The organism is Agrobacterium sp. RAC06 (assembly GCF_001713475.1).
Classification (GTDB): domain Bacteria; phylum Pseudomonadota; class Alphaproteobacteria; order Rhizobiales; family Rhizobiaceae; genus Allorhizobium.
This window is the reverse complement of record NZ_CP016499.1, coordinates 1248997-1273278: the sequence shown is the minus strand read 5'-3', so window position 1 is coordinate 1273278 and position 24282 is coordinate 1248997. Positions and strand designations below refer to the sequence as shown.

The following is a 24282-nucleotide window of genomic DNA, read 5'->3' as shown; positions in this document are numbered from 1 at the left end:
GGTTCCTGCTGCAAGCCTTATCGGCCTGCCAGCCCTCCGTTCAGCCACCAGCCAGAGACCGGGTGTTGTGAACGGCGCGCTTATACGCGGATTAGCCACAAAAGCAAGGGCCGCACGGCATTTTATGCCGGCGGCCCGTGTCAAGGTTTGCAATGGCGCTGGTACGTCAGACCTGAACCAGTGCGAGCGTGTATCCGACATAGGCCACGAGCATCGCGCCGGCCGTCAGTCTGCGCACGCCCAGATGCGCAAGAAGCAGGAAGGCGAAGCCGATGGTGACGCCCAGCATGACTGGGACGTCGAAACTGCCGAATCGCGGATCGACCGAGATCGGCTGAATGACGGAGGTCACACCCAGAATGAACAGGATGTTGAAGATGTTCGATCCGACGATGTTGCCGATCATGATATCGGAATGCTTGCGCAGCGCCGACATGATGCCGGTGGCAAGCTCCGGAAGCGACGTTCCTACGGCAACGACCGTCAGGCCGATGACGGCTTCGGAGACGCCGAAGTCGCGGGCGAGATTGGTTGCACCGCGGACCAGCAGTTCTGCGCCGATAAACAGCGTGGCCAGGCCGCCGACAATCAGAAGGGTCATGAAGCCCGTGCCGAGTGTCTCGTGCTTCACGTCTTCATCCGCCAGTTCTTCGACCGCGCCCTTACCCTGAACATAGGCGTAGACGATGTAGGCGATCAGACCCGCGACCATAAGGAGGCCTGCGATTCGCCCGATGGCCTCGAACTGGACGAGACCCAGCAGCAGAACGGCAGCGCCGATCATCACATAGGTGTCGCGTTTCACGCCCTTGTCCCAATGCGTGATCGGGAAAATCATCGCACAGGCTCCGACGATCAGGAGAATGTTGGCCGTATTGGAGCCGACCACGTTGCCGATGGCGATGTCGGATGAACCGGTGAGGGCGGCGCGGACGGAGACCAGCAGCTCCGGCATGGATGTGCCGAAGCCAACGATCACGAGCGAAACGATCAGCGTCGGTATGGCGAGCTTCTGCGCCACGCCGATTGCACCGCGCAAGAGCCATTCGGCCCCGAAATAAAGGCCGACCAGGCCCCCGGCCACGAACAGGTAATCCAAGACAAACCCCCATAAAACAAGGCCCAAACGGCCGATATGTGATCGTCGCCGCAGGTGGTGATGCACTGCGGCGATGTTTAGGTCACGTCCGTTCACGCTTTTGTTTGTCGGACGGCTTCCCGGTATTCGTGTCGTCAGATCGGCATCGGATAGAGACGATGGATCTTGGCGATCTCCTGCATCACTTCGTCTGAGAGTGTCAGCTCCGCAGCGTCGATATTGGTCTTCAACTGCTCCATCGTCGTGGCGCCGATGATCACGGAGGCCATGAACGGGCGCGTCAGGCAGAAGGCGAGCGCCATGGCGGAGGGATCAATTTCATGCTTGACCGCAAGCTCGACATAGGCGCGCGTTGCCGCTTCCTGATGCGGCACGAGGCGGCCGCCAATATCGCCGTTGATCGAGCCACGCGAGCCCGCCGGCTTCTTTCCGTCGAGATATTTGCCCGAGAGAATACCACCCGCGAGCGGTGAATAGGCGAGCAAGCCAACGTCTTCGTGATGAGAGAGTTCAGCCAGATCGAGATCGTAGTGGCGATAGAGCAGATTATACTCGTTCTGGATCGTGGCGACACGCGGAAGCCCGTTGGCTTCGGCAAGCGTCAGATATTTCTGTGTGCCCCAGGTGGTCTCGTTGGACAGTCCGACGGCACGAAGCTTGCCGGCCTTCACGCAATCGCCCAGCGCGTCGAGGATTTCCGCGATGTCGGCAGAGGCCCTTGTCTTATCCTGTTTGTAAGGATTGTAGTTCCAGGCGCCGCGGAAGTGGAAATGGCCGCGGTTCGGCCAGTGGATCTGAAAGAGGTCGACATAATCGGTCTTCAGCCGTGTCAGGCTGGCGTCGAGCGCTTGCCTGACCACGGCGCCGGTGATCGGCTTGCCCTCGCGGATGTAGGGGCGGCCGGGGCCGGCGACCTTGGTTGCCAGAACCACCTTGTCGCGATTGCCGGTCTTTTCAAACCAGTCGCCCATCAGGCGTTCCGTGTCGGCATAGGTCTCAGCCGAAAGTGGCGTCGTCGGATAAAGCTCGGCCGTGTCGAAGAAATTGACGCCGTGGTCGAGCGCGTAATCCATCTGCTGGTAGGCTTCTTCGCGCGTGTTCTGCGAACCCCAGGTCATGGTGCCCAGGCAGATCTCGGAAACAAGGATATCGGTTCGGCCGAGCCGGTTCATCTTCATGGGTGAAGCCTCTGATGTGGAGGGATTGCCTTGGGAGGCGGGATGAGTTCCGGAGCAATCTAGTCAGAAATTGATGCATCGCAAGATGTCGATAGCTGTGGAACAGCCCTCTATTTCCGGTGTTTCGGGCGGTCGAGGAATGGTGCCAAGGCTTGACTCGCAAGGGCCAACTGTGAATTGACAGGGAAAAACCAAGGGAGAAACGCCCATGTCAGTCGCATTCACCTTTCCGGGTCAGGGCAGTCAGGCTGTCGGAATGGGCAAGGACCTTGCCGACAGTTTTGCCGAGGCCCGCGCCGTTTTCGAAGAAGTCGATGAAGCGCTCGGCCAGAAACTCTCCGATATCATGTGGAATGGTCCGGAAGAGACGCTGACGCTGACCGCCAATGCCCAGCCGGCGCTGATGGCCGTCTCGATGGCAGTCATCCGCGTGCTGGAGGCCAGGGGCCTGGATCTCAAGTCCAAGGTTGCCTACGTCGCCGGCCATTCGCTCGGCGAGTACTCGGCGCTCTGCGCTGCCGGCACCTTCTCGATCGGCGACACCGCGCGTCTCCTGCGCATTCGTGGCAATGCCATGCAGGCCGCCGTCCCTGTGGGTGAAGGCGCGATGGCCGCGATCATCGGTTTGGAGCACGGCGATGTGCAGGCGATCTGCGCTGAAGCCTCCGCAATCGGTCCCTGCCAGATCGCCAATGACAATGGCGGCGGACAGCTTGTCATCTCCGGCGGTAAGGCCGCCGTCGAGAAGGCCGCAGCACTCGCCACCGAAAAGGGCGCCAAGCGCGCCATCATGCTGCCGGTCTCCGCACCCTTCCATTCGGCACTCATGGGCCCGGCAGCCGACGCCATGCGCGAGGCCCTTTCCAAGGTCGAGAAGAAAGACCCCATCGTGCCGCTGATCGCTAATGTGCGTGCAGCCCCCGTCACCTCCGCTGCCGAGATCGCCGATCTGCTCGTCGAGCAGGTCACCGGTCAGGTGCGCTGGCGCGAAACGGTGGAGTGGTTTGGCGCCAATGGCGTCACCACGCTTTATGAAGTGGGTGCCGGCAAGGTCCTGACAGGTCTTGCTCGCCGCATCGACAAGAACATCAGCGGTGTGGCCGTCAACGGCCCGGCCGACATCGACGCAGCGCTCGCCGCCCTCAACGGCTGACCGCCTCAACGAATAACAAGGAATCCGACCATGTTCGATCTGACAGGCCGCAAGGCCCTCGTGACTGGCGCCACCGGCGGCATCGGCGAAGAAATTGCCCGCCAGCTGCATGCCCAGGGCGCAATTGTCGGCCTGCACGGCACGCGCGTCGAAAAGCTGGAAGCACTGGCCGCCGAGCTCGGCGATCGCGTCAAGATCTTCCCGGCCAACCTCTCCGATCGCGACGAAGTCAAGGCGCTCGGCGAAAAGGCCGAAGCTGAACTCGAAGGCGTCGACATCCTCGTGAACAATGCCGGCATCACCAAGGACGGCCTGTTCGTCCGCATGTCGGATGCCGACTGGGATGCGGTGCTCGAAGTCAACCTGACCGCCGTCTTCCGCCTGACGCGCGAGCTGACCCATCCGATGATGCGCCGCCGCTTCGGCCGCATCATCAACATCACCTCGATCGTCGGTGTGACCGGCAATCCGGGCCAGGCCAATTACTGCGCCTCCAAGGCCGGCATGATCGGCTTTTCCAAGTCGCTCGCCCAGGAAATCGCGACCCGCAACGTGACGGTCAACTGCGTGGCGCCGGGCTTCATCGAAAGCGCCATGACCGGCAAGCTGAACGACAAGCAGAAGGATGCGATCATGGGCGCCATCCCGATGAAGCGCATGGGCACGGGCGCAGAAGTCGCTTCCGCCGTCGTTTACCTCGCCTCCAACGAGGCAGCCTACATGACGGGCCAGACGCTGCACGTGAATGGCGGCATGGCGATGATCTGATAACATTGCCGGAAACAGCCCCTGCGCAATAGGATGTTGACCAAGGCGAGGGGGCGAATTTCTGGCTTTGCGGCGCGCTTAAACCGTGTTAAGCGGGCCATGACTGTGAGCAGTTGCTCCGTCTCATGAGCCGAAGTTTATGCTTTTGTTTGCATAAACCGCTCTGGGTCAGGGCCGAACAGGTTTGCTGGTGGGACGAAAGCGTCACTGGCTGAATGCAGGGTAGGGACGCCATTAAGGCTCCCTCTGAATTTTAGAAGGTCGAGGATACCGACATGAGCGATATCGCAGAACGCGTGAAGAAAATTGTAGTTGATCATCTCGGCGTTGACGCTGAAAAGGTCGTCGAAGGCGCGAGCTTCATCGACGATCTGGGCGCTGACTCGCTCGACACCGTCGAACTCGTCATGGCCTTCGAAGAAGAATTCGGCGTCGAGATCCCGGACGATGCAGCTGACTCGATCCTGACGGTCGGCGACGCTGTCAAGTTCATCGAGAAGGCCCAGGCCTGATCGATCACACTGCTGCGGAAGGCGGGCGCGAGCCCGTCCTATCCGCTTGGGCCCGCGATGAGCGGGCCTTGTTGTATCTGGACCTTTGTTTACAGTGACTTCGGTCAACCAATTTAGGGTGGGCTTCGCACGATGAGACGTGTCGTCATCACCGGTACCGGCATGGTATCGCCTCTGGGATGTGGAACGGAACTGACCTGGCAGCGGCTACTGGCCGGCCAGAGCGGTGCCCGCCTGGTCACGGAATTTGAGGTTGAGGACCTGCCGGCCAAGATCGCCTGCCGCATCCCGACCGAAGGCGAGGGCGCCTGGAACCCCGACGACTGGATGGAGCCCAAGGACCAGCGCAAGGTTGACGCCTTCATCATCTATGCCCTTGCTGCAGCCGATATGGCGTTGAAGGATGCCGGCTGGGAACCAAAGAACTACGAAGAAGAGTGTGCCACGGGCGTCCTGATCGGCTCCGGCATCGGCGGCCTCGAAGGCATTGTCGAAGCCGGCCACATCCTGCGCGACAAGGGGCCGCGTCGCCTCTCGCCCTTCTTCATTCCGGGCCGCCTGATCAACCTCGCCTCCGGCCAGGTTTCGATCCGCCACAAGCTGCGTGGCCCGAACCATTCCGTCGTGACGGCCTGCTCGACCGGCGCCCATGCGATCGGCGATGCTGCCCGTCTGGTCGCGCTCGGCGATGCCGACGTGATGGTCGCCGGCGGTACCGAATCGCCAATCAGCCGCATCTCGCTCGCCGGCTTTGCCGCCTGCAAGGCGCTGTCGACCGCCCGCAACGACAATCCGACCGCCGCCTCGCGTCCCTATGACAAGGACCGTGATGGCTTCGTCATGGGCGAAGGCGCCGGCATCGTCGTTCTGGAAGAACTGGAACACGCCAAGGCCCGTGGCGCCAAGATCTATGCCGAAGTCGTCGGCTATGGTCTCTCGGGCGACGCCTTCCACATCACGGCTCCCTCCGAGGATGGTGACGGTGCGTTCCGCTGCATGACCATGGCGCTGAAGCGTGCCGGTCTGAAGCCGTCCGACATCGACTACATCAACGCCCATGGCACCTCGACCATGGCCGATACGATCGAGCTGGGTGCCGTCGAGCGCCTGCTCGGCGATCATGCCGAAAATGTCTCGATGTCGTCGACCAAGTCGGCCATCGGTCACCTGCTTGGTGCGGCCGGTGCGGTGGAAGCAATCTTCTCGGCGCTGGCGATCCGCGACAACATCGCGCCGCCGACGCTTAACCTCGACACTCCCGATGTCGAGACCAAGATCGACCTCGTGCCGCACAAGGCGAGAAAGCGCGAGATCAATGTTGCCCTGTCGAATTCCTTCGGCTTCGGCGGGACCAATGCCTCGCTCGTGCTGAAGCGCTACGAGGCCTGATCGCACCCGGGCGGCCGGTCGCTGATCTGCCGCCCGCGATTGCACTGGATGAAGGCCGGGCGCTCTTGCCCGCCACCACTTTTAGCGGGTAGAAATCATGCCAACGCCCGGCGCACCTGTGCCGGACGATGACCCGGATTTTTGCCGCATTGCTGGATAAAACAGCCGCGAGTGCGAAACAAAGAAGGATTGCCGGTGACCGACAACAGCCAGAACGGCGGTAGCCAGAACAACGGTGTCTCCTTCGGCCGCGATGCCGAGACCCAGCCGGGCAAGGGACCCTTCATTCCGAAGTCGCCGAACGAGGCCCTGCGCCCCGAGCGCGTGCCGCAGCCGCCGCGCCGGTCGCGCAAGGCGCGCAGCCAGCTGGTGATCTTCCTGAACTTCCTGATGACCATGGTGGTCTTTGTCAGCGTCGTGGCCGTGGCCGGCTTCTTCTACGTCATGGACAGCTACCAGAAGCCCGGTCCGCTCGTCGCCAACACCAATTTCGTCGTGCGCAGCGGTGCTGGCCTCGCCGAGATCGCCAACAACCTGGAACGCAACGGCATCGTCTCTGACGCCCGCATCTATCGCTATGTCACGACGACCTACCTCACGGACGGCCAGACGCTGAAGGCCGGCGAATATGAGATCAAGGCCGGCTCTTCGATGAAGGAGATCACGGCGCTTCTCGAATCCGGCAAGTCCATCCTGTATTCGGTGTCCTTCCCGGAAGGCCTGACCGTCAAACAGATGTTCCTGCGGCTTGCCGCCGATCCGGTGCTTGAAGGCGACCTGCCTGCGGAGCTTCCGCCGGAAGGCAGCCTGCGTCCAGATACCTACAAGTTCACGCGCGGCACGAACCGTGCCGAGATCGTTGCCCAGATGCGGGCCGCCCAGGAGCGCCTGATCGACCAGATCTGGGAGAAGCGCGATCCGGATCTGCCTGTCACGACCAAGGAAGAGTTCGTCACGCTGGCTTCGATCGTCGAAAAGGAAACCGGCAAGGACGACGAGCGTGCCCATGTCGCCTCGGTCTTCATCAACCGGTTGAACAAGCGCATGCGGCTCCAGTCGGACCCGACGATCATCTATGGCCTGTTCGGTGGTGACGGCAAACCGGCAGATCGCCCGATCTATCAGTCGGACATCCGCAAGGAAACGCCCTACAACACCTATGTGATCAGGGGGCTGCCGCCAGGCCCGATCGCCAATCCGGGCCGTGCTGCCCTCGAAGCGGTCGCCCATCCGTGGAAGACGGATGATCTCTATTTCGTCGCTGACGGGACCGGTGGTCACGCCTTTGCCAAGACGCTCGACGAGCACAATGCCAATGTGCGTCGCTGGCGCAAGATCGAGGCCGAGCGCGCTCAAACGCCGCCAGCCACACTGGATATCGATCCGGAAGTCGATCCGTCGGCCAATAACTGACACCGGCGGTAAGGGGCGGGGACATGACACTGCAATCCATGACGGGCTTCGCCCGGGTCGAGGGCTCGTCCGGTCGTTATCGCTGGGCCTGGGAACTGCGCTCGGTGAACGGCAAGGGGCTCGACCTGCGCACGCGCCTGCCGCAGGGGCACGAAGCGCTGGAGACGGATATCCGTCGCCTTGCCAGCGAGCGCCTGACGCGCGGCAATCTGCAGATCGGCCTTAGCGTGACGGTCAGTGAAAACCGCGTCGAAGCGGTGCTCAATCATGATGCACTGGCGGCCGTTCTCGCGTTGCGCAACGAGCTCGGACCCGACGTACTGGACCCGGCTCCGCTCAGGCTGGACACACTCCTGTCGATCCGAGGGCTCGTCGACATGCGCGAAGCGACTGATGATGCCGAAGCGATCGCCGAGCGTGACGCGGACATTCTCGCCGGCCTCGAACGCTCTATCTCCGCACTGGTCGACATGCGCGCGACCGAGGGGGCGGCACTGCGCCGGATCCTCGAAGAGCACATCGCCAGGATCGAAGAGCTTGCCCTGCAGATCGAGGCGGATCCGTCGCGTTCGCCCGATGAGATCGCACGCCGGCTTGAAGCCCAGCTCGCCAGTCTGATGGACACGACCAGCGGCCTCGACCGCGACCGCCTGCATCAGGAAATTGCCCTGATCGCCACCAAGGCGGATCTGCGTGAGGAAATCGATCGCCTCAAGGCCCATGTGACGGCGGCCCGCGAACTGTTGTCCGTTGGTGGTCCCGTCGGCCGCAAGCTCGATTTCCTGGCGCAGGAATTTAACCGCGAATCAAATACTATCTGTTCCAAGTCCAATGCCGTCGCAGTCACTGCCGCCGGCATCGAATTGAAGGTCGTCATCGACCAGTTCCGCGAACAGGTTCAGAATCTGGAGTAGTCCATGGCCGCTGCCGCCCCCACCTCCGTCAAGATCGCAAGGCGCGGCCTGATGCTCGTCATCTCCTCGCCCTCGGGCGCCGGAAAGTCGACGATCGCCCGCACCTTGATGGATCGCGACCAGCAGATCAGCCTCTCGGTCAGTGTGACGACCCGGCAGCGCCGCCAGAGCGAGATCGAGGGTGTTCACTACCACTTCGTCTCCCAGCGCGAATTCGAACGGCTCCGCGATAGCGACTCGCTGCTCGAATGGGCGCAGGTGCACGGCAACTACTATGGTACGCCGCGTGAGGCCGTCGAGACGGCCATGGGCGAGGGCCGCGACATGCTCTTCGATATCGATTGGCAGGGCGCCCAGCAGCTACAGGAAAAGATGTCGGCCGATGTCGTCTCGATCTTCATCCTGCCGCCGACCATGGCCGAACTGCAGTCGCGCCTTCATCGCCGTGCAGAGGATACGGAGGAGGTCATCCAGACACGCCTCAACAATTCCCGCTCAGAGATCAAGCACTGGCGCGAATATGACTATGTCATCGTCAATGACGACCTGAACTCCGCCTTCGATGCCGTCCAGTCCATCGTCAAGGCCGAGCGCCTGCGCCGCGATCGTCGCCATGGCCTCTTCGACTTTGTTGAAGGTCTGATCGCCTGAGATTGTCTCTGATTCATTGAAAAGGGCGGCCCGATTATCTCGGCCGCCCTTCTTGTTTGGATCATTCGCCTCTTGGGAAGCGCTGACTTTCTTCGAGAATGTTGAGGTCCATATGGTTGCGCATATAGCGCTCCGATGCCTTCTGCAGCGGCTGGTAATCCCAGGGGAAATAGGCGCCGTTGCGCAGTGCCGTATAGACGATGTGTCGCCGCGCCTGACTTTCCCGCACAGCGGCATCGAAACGCATCAGATCCCAACGTCGGGCTGCTTCCTCGCGCAATGCCTCGAACACGCTTGCCGCCGCCGGATCGTGAGCGAGGTTGGTCATCTCACAGGGATCAGCTTCTAGATCGGCCAGGATCGGTGGATCCGCCGCACAGAGCGTCAGTTTGTAACGCTCGTTTCGAAGCCCGACCATGGGACTCACCGTGCCCTCCGCCGCATATTCCATCGGAACAATGCTGCGGCCGCCAGTGCCGGTCGCAAGCGGCATCAGGTCCTCGCCGTCGGTCCAGTCCTTGATCGTCGAGATGTCGATGCCCGCGAGACCGGCAAGCGTCGGCGTCACATCGAGCGTCGAGACCGGCGTGGTTACCAGCCGTCCCTCGATCCCGGGCACAGCCATCATCATCGGTACCCGCGCGGAGCCCTCGAAGAAGTTCATCTTGAACCAGAGGCCTCGCTCGCCAAGCATGTCGCCATGGTCGGAGACGAAGAGGATGACGGTGTTGTCCGCCATCCGGGTGCGCTCGAGCACGTCGAGGATCTCGCCGATCTTGTCGTCGACATAGGAGATATTGGCGAAGTAGCCTTGCCGCGCACGGCGTATGTGCTCGTCCGTGATGTCGAAGGCGAGGTGGTCACAGGCATCCATCAGGCGCTGCGAATGCGGATCCTGTTCGTCATAGGGGATCGCAGGCACACTCGGCTGCAGGGCGTCGCAGCCCTCGTAGAGATCCCAATATTTTCGCCGCGCAACATAGGGGTCGTGCGGATGGGTGAAACTGACCGTCAGGCACCAGGGCCGCTCGTCGTGTCCGCGCGACAGGTCGTAGAGCCGTCGCGTGGCGTTGTAGGCCACCTCGTCGTCATACTCCATCTGGTTGGTGATCTCGGCAACGCCGGCGCCCGTGACGGAACCCAGATTATGATACCACCAGTCGATCCGCTCGCCCGGCTTGCGATAGTCGGGGGTCCAGCCGAAATCGGCGGGATAGATGTCGGTCGTCAACCGCTCCTCGAAACCGTGCAGCTGGTCAGGCCCGACGAAATGCATCTTGCCCGACAGGCTGGTTTGATAACCGGCAGCCCTGAGGTGATGCGCATAGGTCGGGATATCGGAGGCGAATTCCGCTGCATTGTCGTAGACGCGGGTCCGGCTCGGCAATTGCCCGGACATGAAGGAGGCACGCGCCGGTGCGCAGAGCGGGCTTGCCGTATAGGTGTTAGCGAAGCGCACGGAGCGCTTCGCCAGGGACTTGAGATGCGGCGCATGCAGGAAATCAGCGGGACCGTCCGGAAAGAAGGTCCCGTTGGCCTGATCCACCATCAGGATCAGAATATTGGGGCGTGATGTCACTGGATACGACCTCAAAGACCGAGAGCGGATTTGACCGCCGCGTCACCCGGCTGGCCGTCAAAGGTCGTCACGCCCTTCAGCCAGCCATCCATGACGGCAGGATTGGCCTTTAGCCACTCGGTTGCGGCTTCCTTCGAATCCTTGCCGCCGAGGATCTCGCCCATCAAGACGTTTTCCATCGAGACGTCGAAGGTCATCTGCTTGAAGAGGGTGGCAGCGTTCGGGCAGTTGCCGCTCCAGCCAGTGCGGGCCAGCGTATAGACTTCCGCGCCGCCAAAATTCGCGCCGAAATAGGTGTCTCCGCCTGAAAGATAGGTGAGGTCGAACCGTTCGTTCATCGGATGCGGCGCCCAGGCGAGGAAGACCACGCCCTTGCCTTCCTTCGTGGCGCGCTCGACCTGGGCCAGCATCGCCTGCTCGCCGGACTCGACAAGTTCCCAGCCCTTCAGACCGAATTCGCCGGCATCGATCATCTTCTGGATGTTCGCATTGGCCGGCGCGCCCGGCTCGATGCCGTAGATCTTGCTTTCGAACTCGTCGGGATTCTTGCCGAGATCGGCGAAATCCTTGATGCCCTTGTTTGCAACCGCGGTCGGGACAGCGAGGGTGAACTTTGCACCTTCCAGGTTCTTCGCCAGCACTTCGATCGCCTGTGCACCGTTCAGGTCGTCGATGAAGGCCTGCTGAGCGGGCATCCAGTTGCCGAGAAACACGTCGATCTCGCCGTTCTTCATCGACTGATAGCCGATCGGCACGGATAGCGTCTTCACATCGGGCTCATAGCTGAGCGCATCGAGAACGACCGAGGCGACACCATTGGTCGCCGTGATGTCGGTCCAGCCCGGATCGGACAACCGGACGACCTTGCAGCTTTCGGCGTCCGCAGCCGCCGCAGTGGTGGTAATCAACAGCATTGCCAGAGCGGCGAGCCCGCCAAGGCGTGTGCCGCACGTGAGTGTCTTGCGCATGATGGTTCCCTCTTGTTGTGATATTGGTTACCCTTATTCAAGAGCCGCACCATTCACCTGTGAAGCGGGAGAATTTTGATGTTTCACATAGAAAAAATTTATGTCTGAGGCGCCGGTCGATCTCGCCTGGATGCGACTGCTGGTCGAGATCGACCGGAAAGGCTCCCTGTCGGCCGCAGCCGAAGCGCTCGGCCTGACCCAGCCGGCCGTGAGCTATCAGATCCGCCTTCTGGAGCAGCGATTTGGTCAGCCCTTGCTGCATCGGCTCCACAGAGGCGTGAGGTATACCGATGAAGGGCGGCGACTGCTCGCGATTGCGGAACGCACGGTGTCGGAGGTGGATGCCCTGCAGCGCAGCGTGCGTGCTGCGCGCAGAAGACCCACCGTGCGGCTCGCCACGGATTACGCCTTCTCCAGCCTTTGGCTGATTCCTCGCATGCATGTCTTTCGGCAAAGCCATCCGGAAATCGATTTGCAGATCGTCGCAACCCAGCGCCTCGGGCCCCATTGGCGCGAGGATGCGGATCTCGCCGTCGCCTTCGGCTCGGGCAGCGAGTTCGGCGCCGACGCCCGCCTGCTGATGCCCGAACGGGTCGTGCCTGTCTGCACGCCCATCCTGGCGCACAGCCTCAAGGATGGTCCGGGCCTGCCCATCCGGCAATGTCCCCTGATCCATCTCGAAGCCGAGCACGTCTCGCCTTGGCTCGACTGGCCTGCATACTTGTCGCGGTTGCAACGGGGCGAAAGCCTGCAGGACAGTCCGGGCGATCTCCGCTTCAACACCTATGCGCTCGTGGTTCAGGCCGCCATGGCTGGGCAGGGTGTGGCTCTCGGCTGGCTGGGCGTCGTGGATCAGCTGCTCGAGGCCAATTTGCTGGTCGTGGCGGGTGAGGTGATGGCGGTCCAAGGGCGTGGTTACTGGCTTGTGCCGGGCAGCAGCAGCGAAGCCGTCAATCTGCTGGCCACATGGTTGATCGACGAGGCCGCTGGCTCAGTTGCTGGACGTTTTGCGAACTGAAAGCCAAAGAAACGGCCTCATCTCTCAATTTTCTCAATTTCAGTATGACTAATGTTTAACCATTGCAGCGCATGATCAGTTTGACGCTATGGTTGCGTAATTTTAGTAAAATCCGATGCAACGCTGGGGATCGAGATGCGACTGACGGATGTTTCAGTGACTTGGCGCCTCGCGGTGGCGCTTGCCATACCGCTCGTGGCTCTGGCCGGTCTGGCCTATGTCGAAATCAATACGACGTTTACAGCCTATCAGCATGCTCGCCATCTGAACATCGTCAGCGCCGATCTCGGCGTGATCGGTGATTTCGTGCATGCGCTCCAGGCGGAACGCGCCGAAGCGGTGGGCCTGCTCGCCTCCAGGGGACGGGAGCATGGCGCCGAACTTGAGGCCGCCCGAACCGCCGGTGCGCCCGCCCTCGACAAGATGGACCAGGTTCTCGCCGACATGAAGGCCGAGGGCGATCCGACACTCATGCGCCACGAAGAGGAGCTCACGGCGGTGCTGGCGAAGCTTCCGCAGATCCGGTCCTCGACCGACAATCTGACCTTGGCGCCCGCAGAAGTATTCGTCTACTACACCGATCTCGTTCACCGGCTCATGAATGTCTCGCGCGAGTTCTCGCTCGCTGCCGGCGCCAAGGGCGTGGTCGGCAAGATGATGGCCTACAGCCTGCTTATGAACGCCAAGGAAGTGGCAGGCCAGGAGCGTAATCTAGGGCACGCCTTCATCTCCGAAGGCAAGTTCGACGAGGCGCATTATCTTGATTTCGTCGGTATGTTCGGTTCGCAGAAATCGCTGATCGACCAGTATCTCGAACTGCTGCCGGACGAGGATCGCGAACACTACCGTGAATCGCTGCATACGCCGGATGCGGAGGCCGTCGAGGATATCCGCTCGAAGATGATGGTGGGTGGCCTGTCGGCTGACCTCTCGGCGATCGACAGCGGTGAGTGGCTGGAGCGTTCGGCGCGCCGTATAGAGCGTCTGAAGGAACTCGAAAACGAGACGCTGGCGACCATTGTCGTGGATGCGCAGGGGATGGCTGATCAGGAGTACCATCATCTGCTGCGTGTTGCCGGGATCACGAGTACGGTGCTCACCTTTGCCTGCTTCTTTGCTATCTCCCTGTCCTTGACCGTCGTGCGTCCGCTGCGGCGCCTGACACGGACGATGAATGATCTGGCCGCCGGTAATGTCGAAGTCGACTTGATCCGAGCCGAGAGCAAGGACGAGATCGGCCAGATGGGGCGCGCCGTCACCGAATATATCGCGCTTGCCAAGGCCCGCATGGTCAAGGAACGCGAGGAGCAGGAAGCAGCCGAGCGGATCAAGCGTGCGGCCGAACTGGAGGCCGAACGCGAACGGGCAGAACGTGCCGCGGAGATCTCTTATGCGGTTGAACAACTCGCCAGCGGCCTGGATGCGCTGTCAGCGGGGGAAATCGGCTATCGTCTCTCCAAACCCTTTGCGCCCTCTCTCGATCCGCTTCGCATAAGCTTCAACGGCTCGATGGAGCGGCTGTGCGGCGTGATGTCGACCATCCGCGAAAGTACCGGACAGCTGCATGGCGGCTCGCAGGAACTGCAGCTGGCAGCCGACGACCTCGCCCGCCGTACCGAACGTCAGGCTGCAGCTTTGGAGGAGGCTGCCGCCTCCATCACCCAGATCACCGCGACCATGACGAGTTCCACGCAACGTGCGGAAGAGGCAGGCCATCTGGTGCGCGAAGCAAGCGTGACCGCCCAGAGATCCGGTGCCGTCGTGGCGGATACGGTGAAGGCCATGCACCATATCGAACAGTCCTCCGGGCAGATCAGCCAGATCATCTCGGTCATCGATGAAATCGCCTTCCAGACCAATCTTCTCGCCCTGAATGCGGGCGTCGAGGCCGCCCGGGCAGGGGAGGCCGGCAAGGGCTTTGCCGTCGTCGCGCAGGAAGTCCGCGAACTCGCCCAGCGGTCTGCCAACGCTGCCCGCGAGATCAAGGCACTGATCAATCGCTCGGCGCAGGAGGTAGAGGCCGGGGTTCGGCTGGTCAACGAAACCGGCGACACGCTGAAGGGCATCGAAGATCATGTGATGAAGATCAACGAACGCGTCACGGCCATCGTTTCGGCTGCAAAGGAGCAGTCGGCAGCCCTCAACGAGATCAGTCAGGCCGTCAGCCAGATGGACCAGGTGACCCAGCAGAATGCGGCGATGGTTGAGGAAGCGAGTGCAGCAACGTCGAGCGTGGCGACTGAAGCCGACCGGCTCAACGGTCAGATCGCCATGTTCAAATTGCCTGGAAACGAGAATCGTCAGCGCGGCCGCGAGGCCGCCTGACGAAGAGCCGGGTAGTCAGAGCAGATTGGCGATCCGGCAGAATTCCTCGACGCTGAGCGTTTCCGCCCGGCGTTGAGGATCTATATCGGCGCGGGCGAGCAATGCTTCCCCGCCGATAGGCTTGAGGCTTTGCCGGAGCATCTTGCGACGCTGGCCGAAAGCAGCCTGCGTCGCCTTTTCCAGCTTGTCCGGATCACAGGGCAGGGGCTTCTCGATCGGGACCAGATGGACCACGGTCGAGGTCACCTTGGGCGGCGGCGTGAAGGCTTGCGGCGGGATGTCGAAGGCCATGTGCGCCTCTGTCCGCCAGCCGCAGAGCACGCCGAGCCTGCCGTAATGATTGTCGTCCTCGCGGGCCACGATCCGCTGCCCGACTTCCTTCTGGAACATCAGCGTCAGGGACTGCCAGAAGGGCGGCCATTGGTTTGGCAACAGCCAGTTGACGAGCAACTGCGTACCGACATTGTAGGGCAGGTTCGAGATGATCTTCACCGGCTCGCCTGGAGCCAGGCTCTCGAAATCGGTCTTCAGCGCATCACCTTCGATCACCTCGAGGCGACCGGGATAATGGTCGGCAATTTCCTGCAGAGCCGGAAGACAACGCGGATCACGCTCGATGGCAATGACCTTCTTCGCGCCTAAAGCAAGGATTGCCCGGGTAAGGCCGCCCGGACCCGGCCCGACCTCGATCACCGTCACACCTTCAAGTGACCCGGCATTGCGGGCCACCTTCTGGGTCAGGTTCAGATCGAGCAGGAAGTTCTGTCCGAGCGCCTTCTTGGCATCCAGTCCATGGCGCGCAATCACGTCGCGCAGCGGCGGCAGTCCATCGAGCGCGGCCATCAGCGAGATGCATTCCGCGCATGCGCCATTCGATCAGCCATCCGCAAGGCTGCAACGAGGCTGGTTTCCTTGGCGAAACCGCTGCCCGCGAGACCGAAAGCCGTTCCGTGGTCAGGCGAGGTGCGGATGAAGGGAAGTCCGAGCGTTACGTTGACGCTGTCGTCGAAGCCGAGGGCTTTGGCCGGTATCAGTGCCTGGTCGTGATACATGCAGATCGCCACGTCGTATCGATCACGCGCATCGTCGTGGAACATGGTGTCGGCGGGCAGGGGGCCAAACGCATCGATGCCCTCGTCACGCAGCCTGCCGATCGCCGGGTGGATGATATCATCGTCTTCATGGCCGATCGCGCCATTCTCGCCCGCATGCGGATTAAGGCCGGCGACCGCCAGTCGCGGGGAGGCGATCCCGAACCGATCGGCGAGATCCTGCGCGACGATCCGGCAGGTGGCGACGATCAAGGCTTCGGTCAGGGCGCCGGGAACATCTTTCAGCGGAATGTGTATGGTCACGGGTACGGCCTTCAGCTTCGGCCCCGCGAGCATCATGACCGGCATTACGGAGCCACCCTTTGCACGCGCCGCGAGATCGGCGAGAAACTCGGTATGCCCGGGAAACCCGAAGCCGGCTTCGTACAGCACGGATTTTGCAATCGGATTGGTCACGACCGCGCGCACTGCACCCGAGAGGCACAGGGCGACGGCCGTCTCGATTGCTGTGATCGTGCCGCGGGCATTCGCCACATGCGGCTTTCCGGCCAAGACATCGACGCCCGTCGGAATGGGAAGAACCGGAAGCGCGCGGACGAAGACGTCGCTTGCATGCGCCGCATCCGTCTCCTCGACGGTAACGTCGAGTTCCAACTGGCGGGCGCGAACCTTCAGGACCTCGGGATCGCCGACATAGATAAACGGCGGAAGCGCCAGCTCATCACGTTTCAGCCAGGCCTGAAGAGCAATATCCGGCCCGATACCGGCCGGATCGCCCTGGCTGAGCGCCAGCGGAAGGACGCCATTGGTCATGGATCGGCCTTTCGCGGCTTATTGTATTACGATCTGGGCCTTGGAGCGCAGTTCTTCCAGATACTTATCGGAATTCGGGTTTTCGCCCTGCTGTTCCTTGCCGATATCCTCGGCGCGGAAGACGACCTCAGCCGCAACATCGTCAGAAACCTGACGCTGGTTGCAGATGGCGAGATACTCGACGCCGCGATCGGTCACGCGGGTTGCCGTCGTGCCACCTTTTGCCTTCTCCACCAGCGGCTTCCACTCCGGCGGCATTTCAGGCTCGAGAACACGGCCGAGATTGCGGATCGACACATCAAGATAGTTCTTGGCGAACTCCATGGCCTGATCGCAGCCGGGGAAGGAGGCGCGCGACTTTTCGGCTTCCGCCTTGCGCTTGCCGACGATGCCCTTCTTCGAGGCGGGCACCACGAAGATCACCTGCTTGAGGAAATACTCCGTCGTCACCGGCTTCTCTTTGTTTTCGAGAAGACGCGTCACGAGATCCTGGTTGGACAAACGGCCACGCGCTCCCGCCCCATAGCGTGCGTTCACGAGGCGCGGCCAGCTCATGGAGATGGCGATGAAGGACTTGAAGTGCGCGGCACCGACGCCGGCCTGATCGAGCACGGTATTGAGCTGCGACACCGACATCTTGTTCGACGACGCAAAGCGTTCGAACGAGGCATCGACATCCGCCGTGCTGACGGACATGCCGACCCGCGCGATCTCCTCGCGCTTCAGCGTCTCGTTCACGAGTTCGTCGCGGGCGATCTGCTGGAGATTGCCAGTGCGACGCTGCAGTCGCAGGAAGGCCACGCGACGAGCGACGTCAGCACTTGTGATTGCGGTCTTGTTGACAACGGCAGCCACCGATGTTGCTGCCTGAGCCGGCGCAAAGATTGGTGTCGGGCTGACGCTTAAGGACAGCGCGATGACGCCGGCAAGCAGCAGACCGGTGCCTTTGTTTGCATGAGCCATCTGTCATCCTTTCTCCGAACTGCAGAAGCCTGCTCCGGACGTAGATCATGTAACGGATTTTAGAACCGCCGCACGGATTGCACAATCCATGCGGCGAAACAATGACCTGCATCGCAGCGCTTTGGCCTCACTCGAACGAGGTGTCGCTGAGATTGATCTCTCCGAGTGTGCGGAACACCAGCTTTCCACCGATCGTCCAGTCGTTCGCGGTCTCCGCATTCGGATCATACTTGTCCGAATAGGCGATCGAGAAGACCGTGCATTCGTCGGCATAGGAGATGCCAACGCTTCGACGGTTGAACTTGTCAGCATCGATATCGTAGTTCAACGAACCAAACACCGACCAGTTCTCGGTGACCTTCACTGTGGTCGAGCTGGTGATCGTCTGGTTGTCGTTGTTGAACGAGTAGGCCGGGCGCGCGTCGAGCTGGGTGAAGGTCAGGCTTGTTTCGAACCTGTCCTGAGAATAGGTCGCATTGAGGTCGGTACGACGAACGTCGAGCGATTTCTCATCAAGCCGCACGCCGGCGCTCAGCGAAAGCCCGATCGGCAGTTCGAAACCAGCCGATGCCACATAGTCGGAAACATCCGTCTCGAGGCCGGAACCGGAGCCTACGGCCAGCAGGTCCTGTGTCGCGTAGGAGTTCAGGCCCGCCAGATGGTAGGACTGACCGATGACCGCGCGTACACCGATCCCGTTGTCGAAGCTGCCGGTGTAGCGCATGCCGACATTGGCGCGTGTTCCGCCCTCGACACGGTCAAAGCCGGAGAACTTGTTGCGCGAGAAGAGGTTGCTGGCGTCAAACACCAGGCTCTGCGCATCTTCGTTCGGCAACTGGCCAGCATAGCCCTCGTTGTTGCGGGCATAGATCTGCGCGATCGGCTCGATGATATGCGAGCTGTTCGCAGTGGTAATCAGCCACGGATAACGGGCCTCGATGCCGGCGGTCAGCATGTAGCGACCAAGGGCATCGTTGCTTGTATAGCCGCCGGTGTAGTTTCCGGGGGCGTCCATGGCCAGGCCATAGACATCGCCACGGGCAGCAAGAAGCGGTGTGATCTGCAATCCGCCCGGACCGTCGTAGGTGCGTTCCCATTCGAGTTCGCCCGTCAGGCGGTTCATGTTGCCCTTCAGCCCGCGATAAACATCGAACGCGCCGTCCCTATTGGTGTCGGCGAATTCGCTCGAGAAGCGCGACAGGGACGTGAAGTTCAAGGTGCCCGACAATTGGCCGCCGGCGACCAGTTCGGGTGCGTAGTAGCTGTAGTCGATGACCGGCAGGACGGTCGCCTGCTTCTTTTCCGACGTGTTGTTCAGATCCGCGTCCTGAACGTCGAAATAGTAGCCGCGCATGTCGAAGAAATTGCGTTCGCCGATGCCGGTCAAATAGACGACATTGGTGTTGGTGGACGCATTGAGGCCATCAATGCCGTAGGTGCGCGCGAAGTTGTTGTCGCTCTGCACCATCACATCCCAGCCGAATGCCCAGCGCGGATTAATCTTGAACTCGCCCTTCGACGCGATGAGGCCACGCGTATCGCGCGCGGCGTCGCTCGTGCCGGCGGTGAACTCGTCGGTGTTCATCTGGCTGATGCCGGCGAAGCGGATGCTGGCCTGACCCTTCTCGAAGCGCTGGCGGACTTCCGCTTCCAGCAGCACGCCCTGGGCGCTGAACCCGGTAGCGGTGACCGTCGCGTCGCGGTCCGGAGCAATGGCGATGTAGTAGGGGACCGCAATGCCGAAGCCGACATTTTCGCCGGAACGGAACTGCGGGAACAGGAAGCCCGACTTCCGCTTGACGGTATTGTCCGGCACCTCGATGAACGGCAGCGTCACAAGCGACTTGCCGAAAAGTTCGAACCGGGCCCTTTCGAGGCGCACTGTCTTCTTGGTGCCGTCCTGAACGACGCGCTCAGCCTTCACCTGCCAGAGCGGCGGACGAGAGGGGTTTTCCGCGCAGGGAAGACATGCCGTGTACACACCCTTGTGCAGGATCATCTGCGTGCCGCCGACGCGCTGGGCGCTTTCGGCAACAAGACGGGTGTTGTCCGTGCTCTCCACGCGCAAGGCACGCAGGAAGCCGTCGGAGAAATTGTCGGTGACATCGAGTGAATCCGCATAGATGCGGTTTCCGGTCGGCTCGACCAGCTCGATATTGCCCGCCGCGGTGACGCGGCCCGTTTTCTGGTCGTACACGACCTGACGGGCCACCATCTGGTAGCCGGCATAATTGATCTGTACCGCACCGTTCGCGACAACGCGCTCGGCATCACGGTCATAAACGAGTTCATTGGCTGCCAGAAGCAGCTTCGCGTCATCAGGGACGTTGCCTGCCATCGACGCTGAGTCGGACAGGCTCTGCGCATGCACGAGAGGCGCAGCGGGCGCCATAGCGCACACAGCGACACTGGTCAGCAGGGCTACTGAGAGCCTCCTGATATTCCCGCGGTCTTTTACCGCCACTAACCATCCTCCTTGTGAAGCAGAATCGTTGCCCCCAGTGCCATGGCTACGACAACTGGGACCCAGGCCGCAACATATGGCGGCATGACGCCGCTGCTTCCGAATGCCCTGACGAGCACAGAGACAACATAAAGCACGAAGCCTGACAATATTCCACCGAGAATCACCGTTCTCGATTGGTTGATACGGCTGAATTTCAGCGAAACGGTTGCAGCAATCAGCGTCATTGCAATCATCAGGAACGGCAGTGAAAGCAGCGAATGAAACTGCGTTTCCAGCGCATGGGGTGCGATCCCGAAGGATCGGGCAACTTCAATTTTCTGAAATAGATCATAAAAAGCAACGCTTTCCGGTCTGGCTAGACGCTGCTGGACGAATTCCTCGTTGAGATTGGTCGCAACCCGCGCTTCGGCGAGACGCGTCTGGATTTCTCCCGGACGCGTCTCGAGAACGTCGGTAAGCATCCAGTAACCATCTTTCAAAGTCGCGGTGCGCGCATCCTGGCGCAGCACGATGCGTCCGTCCTGGTCGAAATGCAGCAGAACGGCATCGACAAGCAGGGTTCCGTCCTCAAGGACAGAACGAGCGCCGAGCGCCACGTCATTGTCGCCGCTCGACTGGCGCAGCCACGGAATCGGCGCCGGTTTCGCACTGCCTGCCGTTTCACGCCATTTCGCTTCGATTTCGGTGCCCTGGCGTTCACCCCAGGCGGCGAGGGGATTGATCACCAGCGTCGTCGTCAGACCGATCAGGGTGGCGCCGATCAGAAAGGGCGCCATGAACTGCCAGACGGAAATGCCGGCCGCCCGCGCGACAACCAGTTCAGACTTGCGGTTGAGCGCAATCAGCGTCGCCATGCCGACGAAAAGGCCGATGAACGGCACCGTCTGTTGCAGGATCAGCGGCAGCCGCAAGGCGGTGAGGTAGAGCACGCCTGTCACGGAATAGCCCGGCAGGTTGTCATAGCGGCCGGAGGTTTCCGTGAAATCGATGAGATAGGTGATCGAGATGACGCCGAGGAAGAACCACAGCGTCGTCATCATGTAGCGTCGGAAGAAATAAATCCCGAGAGTCCAGATCATGCCGCGCCCCCGGTGCTTGCGCCAAGCCGCTTCTGCGTGAGTGTGATCGCCTTGCTCACCAGAATGGAGACCGCACGCGGCAATCGCGGACTGCGATTCGTTGCCAGCATGAAGGCGGCAGCGGCCCCGCTGGCCAGGGGCACGAAATACTGCAGAGGCACGTATGCCGCGGATGTTTCGACGAGCGAGGTGACGTAGTTCGAAGCCCAGAAGAGGGTGAGCGACATCAGCAGGGTCGACGCCATCGGATGCAGCCGCGCTTCGCGGTGGGACCGGGCATCACCGCACATCATCAGACTGATCACGGCAAAGACGAGCGGGAAGAAGGCCGCGCTGATGCGGCGGTGGAGCTCGGCCGTGAAGTCGTTGGGATTGCTCACATAGCGCTCGTCGAGCGGATCGGGATCCATCAGATAGAAAAGGTCGCGATCCTTGGCGCCGAAGCGGGCCTGGCCGCGCTCCTCGGAGAGATCCGAAAGATCGAAGGCATAGCGGTCGAAGCGGATGACGGTCACATCGCCGTTCGGCGCTTTGCGCTGCACTTCGCCATCCTGCATCACGAGCGCCTTGCCGGTCTCTTCGACTGCGCCCTCACGGGCATAATAGATGAGCTCGGAAGCCGGATCACGGGAATCGGCGACCAGCAGCCCCTTCATCTGGCGGCCTGCCTGCCGCTCGGAAATCTGCACATAGAGGCCGGGCTCGATCTGTCGGAAGGTCTTTTCCTCGATCACCGAAGAAAGCAGATCGGCATAAGCGGTTGCGATCATGCTTCGCACGTTGACGCGCATTGCCGGCTCGACGAAGCCGAGCATGACCAGCGAGAAAATGCTGAGGCCGCCCGCCAGCATCAGGAGAGGACGCTGGATCGTCCGTCTCGGTGCTCCGGCAGCATCGATGACCGCAAGCTCCGAATCGTTGTTCATCGTGGTCAGCGTATGGGTGATGCCGATGACGAGCGCGAAGGGCAGGACGGTCGCGATGATGGTCGGCAGGATCATCGTCGCCAAGAGCATGAAGGACCCTACCGACTGGCCACTGTCGGTGACGAGGTTGATACGTCGCAACACCTGCGTCGTCCAGATGATCGCCAGCACCGGTAAAAGCGCTGTCGTGAACATCAGGACGACCCGTCGCAGGATGTATTGTTCGAGTATCTTCATAGGGTTCCCTTGCAGGCGCGACACGCAGACGTCGCGCCGAGGATTGGCGTTCTCTACAACGCTTGCGGCATTTTGGCGACCGACGGATGTCAATTTCCCCGGCTTCGTGATCCTGTTTTTTCCTCCACCGCGATAAATCGGACACGCTGGCGCGGCCCTGGCTGCAATCGGGGGATTGGATGAGGAATGCCCGGTCAAACTCTTGCCATCGTTCGCGAAAAGACCATGATCCCTGTAAGTCTTCTCATCACGTATCCAGGATGCCCGTCATGTCGCTGAAACTCGCCGTCTCCTTCGCAAAGTCCCACGCCGCTGCGGAAGGGCTCGCCATTCTCCTGACGACGTCAGGTGCAGACATGCCGGCGGGGGCAACTGAAGCGGATCCGGCCGGCGTCTATGCCCGCGCCGCCAAGTCCGGCAAGTTCACCGGCAAGTCGCTTTCAACCCTGGACATCGTTGCTCCGCATGGCTCGCCGCTCGACCGGCTGGTCGTTCTCGGGCTCGGCAAGGGCGATAGCTTGTCCGCGCATGATTGGTTGAAGGCAGGGGGCGTTGCCACGGCGGCGGTGAAGGGGGCTGACACCGTAACCGTCTACGTCGATGTCCCCGGACTTCAGGTCTCGCCGAAGGCTGTCGCGGATTTCGCGCTTGGAATGCTGCTTCGCGCCTACAAGTTTGACACCTACAAGACCAAGAAGAAGTCGGATGACGAGGAAGAGAAGGCTGAAAAGACGGTGAAGGTGACGATCGTCACCGCTGAGGCCTCAGCCGCCAAGAAGGCCTTTGCGGAAACGGAAGCGGTTGCCGACGGCGTGATCCTCGCCCGCGACCTCGTCAACGAGCCTGCCAACGTGCTGGGACCGCTCGAATTCGCCGCCAAGGCTAAGGAGCTCGAAAAGCTCGGCGTCGAGGTCGAGATCCTGACGGAAAAAGAAATGAAGAAGCTCGGCATGGGGGCGCTTCTCGGCGTCGCCCAGGGTTCGGTTCGTCCGCCGCGGCTCGTTGTGATGCAGTGGAAGGGCGGCAAGTCGAAAGACAAGCCGATCGCCTTTGTCGGCAAGGGCGTGGTCTTCGACACCGGCGGCATCTCGATCAAGCCGGCAGGCGGCATGGAGGACATGAAGGGTGACATGGGCGGTGCCGCTGCCGTCGCGGGCTTGATGCATGTGCTTGCCGCCCGCAAGGCCAAGGTCAATGTCATCGGCATCCTCGGCCTGGTGGAAAACATGCCCGACGGCAATGCCCAGCGTCCCGGCGACATCGTGACATCGATGTCCGGCCAGACGATCGAGGTGATCAACACCGATGCGGAAGGCCGCCTCGTGCTCTGCGATGCCCTCTGGTATTGCAACGATCGTTTCCAGCCGACCTTCATGATCAACCTTGCCACGCTGACGGGGGCGATCGGCGTAGCACTCGGCAGTGTGCATGCCGGACTGTTCTCCAACGACGATGAGCTTTCGGAAAGGCTGCTGGCCGCCGGCCTCGCGACCAATGAACGGCTTTGGCGCATGCCGCTCGGCAAGGAGTACGACAAGCTGATCGATTCCAAGTTCGCCGACATGAAGAACACCGGCGGCCGTCAGGCAGGCTCAATTACGGCAGCCCAGTTCCTCAAGCGCTTTGTGAAGGACACGCCTTGGGCCCATCTCGACATTGCCAGCACGGCGATGGGTTCACCCAACGACGAGATCAACCAGTCCTGGGGCTCGGGCTACGGCGTACGCCTGCTTGATGAGCTCGTTCGCGCGCATTACGAATCCTGATGGCGGTGACTG

20 protein-coding genes are annotated in these 24282 nt (G+C 61.4%); 10 read left to right on the top strand and 10 right to left on the bottom strand.

Features of this window, described 5'->3' with window-relative positions:
• Positions 1-166: 166 nt before the first annotated feature.
• On the bottom strand, positions 167-1099 hold the full coding sequence (locus tag BSY240_RS06105) for a calcium/sodium antiporter (protein ID WP_069041724.1): 933 nt from the start codon (positions 1097-1099) through the stop codon (positions 167-169).
• 134 nt (positions 1100-1233) lie between these two features.
• On the bottom strand, positions 1234-2277 hold the full coding sequence (locus BSY240_RS06100; protein WP_069041723.1) for an aldo/keto reductase: 1044 nt from the start codon (positions 2275-2277) through the stop codon (positions 1234-1236).
• Between the two features lie 208 nt (positions 2278-2485).
• On the opposite strand from BSY240_RS06100, the gene fabD reads away from it, so the two are divergent.
• The 7 genes from fabD to gmk all read left to right on the top strand — a co-directional run bounded on the left by fabD (position 2486) and on the right by gmk (position 9077).
• Positions 2486-3430 carry an ACP S-malonyltransferase gene (fabD, locus tag BSY240_RS06095; RefSeq protein WP_069041722.1) on the top strand — a complete coding sequence of 315 codons (945 nt, stop codon included), beginning with the start codon at positions 2486-2488 and terminating at the stop codon, positions 3428-3430.
• Positions 3431-3460: 30 nt separating this feature from the next.
• Complete coding sequence (gene fabG / locus BSY240_RS06090) at positions 3461-4198, top strand: 3-oxoacyl-[acyl-carrier-protein] reductase (RefSeq protein ID WP_054150507.1); 738 nt, start codon at positions 3461-3463, stop codon at positions 4196-4198.
• A 275-nt stretch (positions 4199-4473) separates the two neighbouring features.
• Positions 4474-4710 (top strand): acyl carrier protein, encoded by a 237-nt coding sequence (locus BSY240_RS06085; protein WP_006727438.1) that lies wholly within the window; start codon positions 4474-4476, stop codon positions 4708-4710.
• A 132-nt stretch (positions 4711-4842) separates the two neighbouring features.
• Positions 4843-6099 carry a beta-ketoacyl-ACP synthase II gene (fabF, locus tag BSY240_RS06080; protein ID WP_054150508.1) on the top strand — a complete coding sequence of 419 codons (1257 nt, stop codon included), beginning with the start codon at positions 4843-4845 and terminating at the stop codon, positions 6097-6099.
• A gap of 189 nt (positions 6100-6288) precedes the next feature.
• Positions 6289-7512 carry an endolytic transglycosylase MltG gene (mltG, locus tag BSY240_RS06075; protein WP_442856010.1) on the top strand — a complete coding sequence of 408 codons (1224 nt, stop codon included), beginning with the start codon at positions 6289-6291 and terminating at the stop codon, positions 7510-7512.
• Positions 7513-7535: 23 nt separating this feature from the next.
• Positions 7536-8426 (top strand): YicC/YloC family endoribonuclease, encoded by an 891-nt coding sequence (locus BSY240_RS06070; RefSeq protein WP_069041720.1) that lies wholly within the window; start codon positions 7536-7538, stop codon positions 8424-8426.
• Between the two features lie 3 nt (positions 8427-8429).
• Positions 8430-9077, top strand: a complete 648-nt coding sequence (gene gmk, locus BSY240_RS06065; RefSeq protein WP_054150510.1) for a guanylate kinase — start codon at positions 8430-8432, stop codon at positions 9075-9077.
• A gap of 61 nt (positions 9078-9138) precedes the next feature.
• On the opposite strand, the gene betC is transcribed toward gmk, so the two are convergent.
• Both betC and choX read right to left on the bottom strand, forming a co-directional pair.
• Positions 9139-10626, bottom strand: coding sequence for a choline-sulfatase (betC, locus tag BSY240_RS06060; RefSeq protein ID WP_069041719.1), 1488 nt, complete (start codon positions 10624-10626; stop codon positions 9139-9141).
• A 41-nt stretch (positions 10627-10667) separates the two neighbouring features.
• Complete coding sequence (gene choX, locus BSY240_RS06055) at positions 10668-11570, bottom strand: choline ABC transporter substrate-binding protein (RefSeq protein WP_236759357.1); 903 nt, start codon at positions 11568-11570, stop codon at positions 10668-10670.
• 154 nt (positions 11571-11724) lie between these two features.
• On the opposite strand from choX, the gene BSY240_RS06050 reads away from it, so the two are divergent.
• Both BSY240_RS06050 and BSY240_RS06045 read left to right on the top strand, forming a co-directional pair.
• Positions 11725-12642 carry a LysR family transcriptional regulator gene (locus BSY240_RS06050; RefSeq protein ID WP_069041717.1) on the top strand — a complete coding sequence of 306 codons (918 nt, stop codon included), beginning with the start codon at positions 11725-11727 and terminating at the stop codon, positions 12640-12642.
• 135 nt (positions 12643-12777) lie between these two features.
• The gene (locus tag BSY240_RS06045) at positions 12778-14967 is read left to right on the top strand and encodes a methyl-accepting chemotaxis protein (RefSeq protein ID WP_069041716.1); all 2190 of its coding nucleotides are present in this window, start codon (positions 12778-12780) and stop codon (positions 14965-14967) included.
• Between the two features lie 15 nt (positions 14968-14982).
• On the opposite strand, the gene rsmA is transcribed toward BSY240_RS06045, so the two are convergent.
• From rsmA to BSY240_RS06015, 6 genes are all read right to left on the bottom strand, one after another.
• Complete coding sequence (rsmA, locus tag BSY240_RS06040) at positions 14983-15810, bottom strand: 16S rRNA (adenine(1518)-N(6)/adenine(1519)-N(6))-dimethyltransferase RsmA (RefSeq protein WP_054150514.1); 828 nt, start codon at positions 15808-15810, stop codon at positions 14983-14985.
• Positions 15810-16832, bottom strand: coding sequence for a 4-hydroxythreonine-4-phosphate dehydrogenase PdxA (gene pdxA / locus BSY240_RS06035; RefSeq protein WP_069041715.1), 1023 nt, complete (start codon positions 16830-16832; stop codon positions 15810-15812). The genes rsmA and pdxA overlap by 1 nt, the downstream gene beginning before the upstream one ends.
• 18 nt (positions 16833-16850) lie before the next feature.
• Entirely contained in the window at positions 16851-17795 is a 945-nt protein-coding gene (locus BSY240_RS06030; RefSeq protein ID WP_054150516.1) for a SurA N-terminal domain-containing protein, read from the bottom strand.
• A gap of 127 nt (positions 17796-17922) precedes the next feature.
• Complete coding sequence (locus BSY240_RS06025; protein ID WP_069041714.1) at positions 17923-20259, bottom strand: LPS-assembly protein LptD; 2337 nt, start codon at positions 20257-20259, stop codon at positions 17923-17925.
• Positions 20259-21341 (bottom strand): LPS export ABC transporter permease LptG, encoded by a 1083-nt coding sequence (lptG, locus tag BSY240_RS06020; protein WP_069041713.1) that lies wholly within the window; start codon positions 21339-21341, stop codon positions 20259-20261. The genes BSY240_RS06025 and lptG overlap by 1 nt, the downstream gene beginning before the upstream one ends.
• Positions 21338-22504: an LptF/LptG family permease gene (locus tag BSY240_RS06015; protein ID WP_069041712.1), complete on the bottom strand. Its 1167-nt coding sequence runs from the start codon at positions 22502-22504 to the stop codon at positions 21338-21340. Before BSY240_RS06015 ends, lptG begins: the two co-directional genes overlap by 4 nt.
• 269 nt (positions 22505-22773) lie before the next feature.
• Here BSY240_RS06015 and BSY240_RS06010 point away from each other — a divergent pair, with 269 nt between their 5' ends.
• Positions 22774-24270, top strand: a complete 1497-nt coding sequence (locus BSY240_RS06010; RefSeq protein ID WP_069041711.1) for a leucyl aminopeptidase — start codon at positions 22774-22776, stop codon at positions 24268-24270.
• The last annotated feature ends 12 nt before the right edge of the window (positions 24271-24282 follow it).

What these genes read in the sequence shown, in the direction of transcription:
- BSY240_RS06100 (WP_069041723.1), bottom strand. Translation starts at nt 2,277, where the DNA reads ATGAAGATGAACCGGCTCGGCCGAACCGATATCCTTGTTTCCGAGATC.
- fabD (WP_069041722.1), top strand. Translation starts at nt 2,486, where the DNA reads ATGTCAGTCGCATTCACCTTTCCGGGTCAGGGCAGTCAGGCTGTCGGA.
- fabG (WP_054150507.1), top strand. Translation starts at nt 3,461, where the DNA reads ATGTTCGATCTGACAGGCCGCAAGGCCCTCGTGACTGGCGCCACCGGC.
- BSY240_RS06085 (WP_006727438.1), top strand. Translation starts at nt 4,474, where the DNA reads ATGAGCGATATCGCAGAACGCGTGAAGAAAATTGTAGTTGATCATCTC.
- fabF (WP_054150508.1), top strand. Translation starts at nt 4,843, where the DNA reads ATGAGACGTGTCGTCATCACCGGTACCGGCATGGTATCGCCTCTGGGA.
- BSY240_RS06070 (WP_069041720.1), top strand. Translation starts at nt 7,536, where the DNA reads ATGACACTGCAATCCATGACGGGCTTCGCCCGGGTCGAGGGCTCGTCC.
- gmk (WP_054150510.1), top strand. Translation starts at nt 8,430, where the DNA reads ATGGCCGCTGCCGCCCCCACCTCCGTCAAGATCGCAAGGCGCGGCCTG.
- betC (WP_069041719.1), bottom strand. Translation starts at nt 10,626, where the DNA reads ATGGTGGATCAGGCCAACGGGACCTTCTTTCCGGACGGTCCCGCTGAT.
- choX (WP_236759357.1), bottom strand. Translation starts at nt 11,570, where the DNA reads ATGCTGTTGATTACCACCACTGCGGCGGCTGCGGACGCCGAAAGCTGC.
- BSY240_RS06050 (WP_069041717.1), top strand. Translation starts at nt 11,725, where the DNA reads ATGTCTGAGGCGCCGGTCGATCTCGCCTGGATGCGACTGCTGGTCGAG.
- BSY240_RS06045 (WP_069041716.1), top strand. Translation starts at nt 12,778, where the DNA reads ATGCGACTGACGGATGTTTCAGTGACTTGGCGCCTCGCGGTGGCGCTT.
- rsmA (WP_054150514.1), bottom strand. Translation starts at nt 15,810, where the DNA reads ATGGCCGCGCTCGATGGACTGCCGCCGCTGCGCGACGTGATTGCGCGC.
- pdxA (WP_069041715.1), bottom strand. Translation starts at nt 16,832, where the DNA reads ATGACCAATGGCGTCCTTCCGCTGGCGCTCAGCCAGGGCGATCCGGCC.
- BSY240_RS06030 (WP_054150516.1), bottom strand. Translation starts at nt 17,795, where the DNA reads ATGGCTCATGCAAACAAAGGCACCGGTCTGCTGCTTGCCGGCGTCATC.
- lptG (WP_069041713.1), bottom strand. Translation starts at nt 21,341, where the DNA reads ATGATCTGGACTCTCGGGATTTATTTCTTCCGACGCTACATGATGACG.
- BSY240_RS06015 (WP_069041712.1), bottom strand. Translation starts at nt 22,504, where the DNA reads ATGAAGATACTCGAACAATACATCCTGCGACGGGTCGTCCTGATGTTC.
- BSY240_RS06010 (WP_069041711.1), top strand. Translation starts at nt 22,774, where the DNA reads ATGTCGCTGAAACTCGCCGTCTCCTTCGCAAAGTCCCACGCCGCTGCG.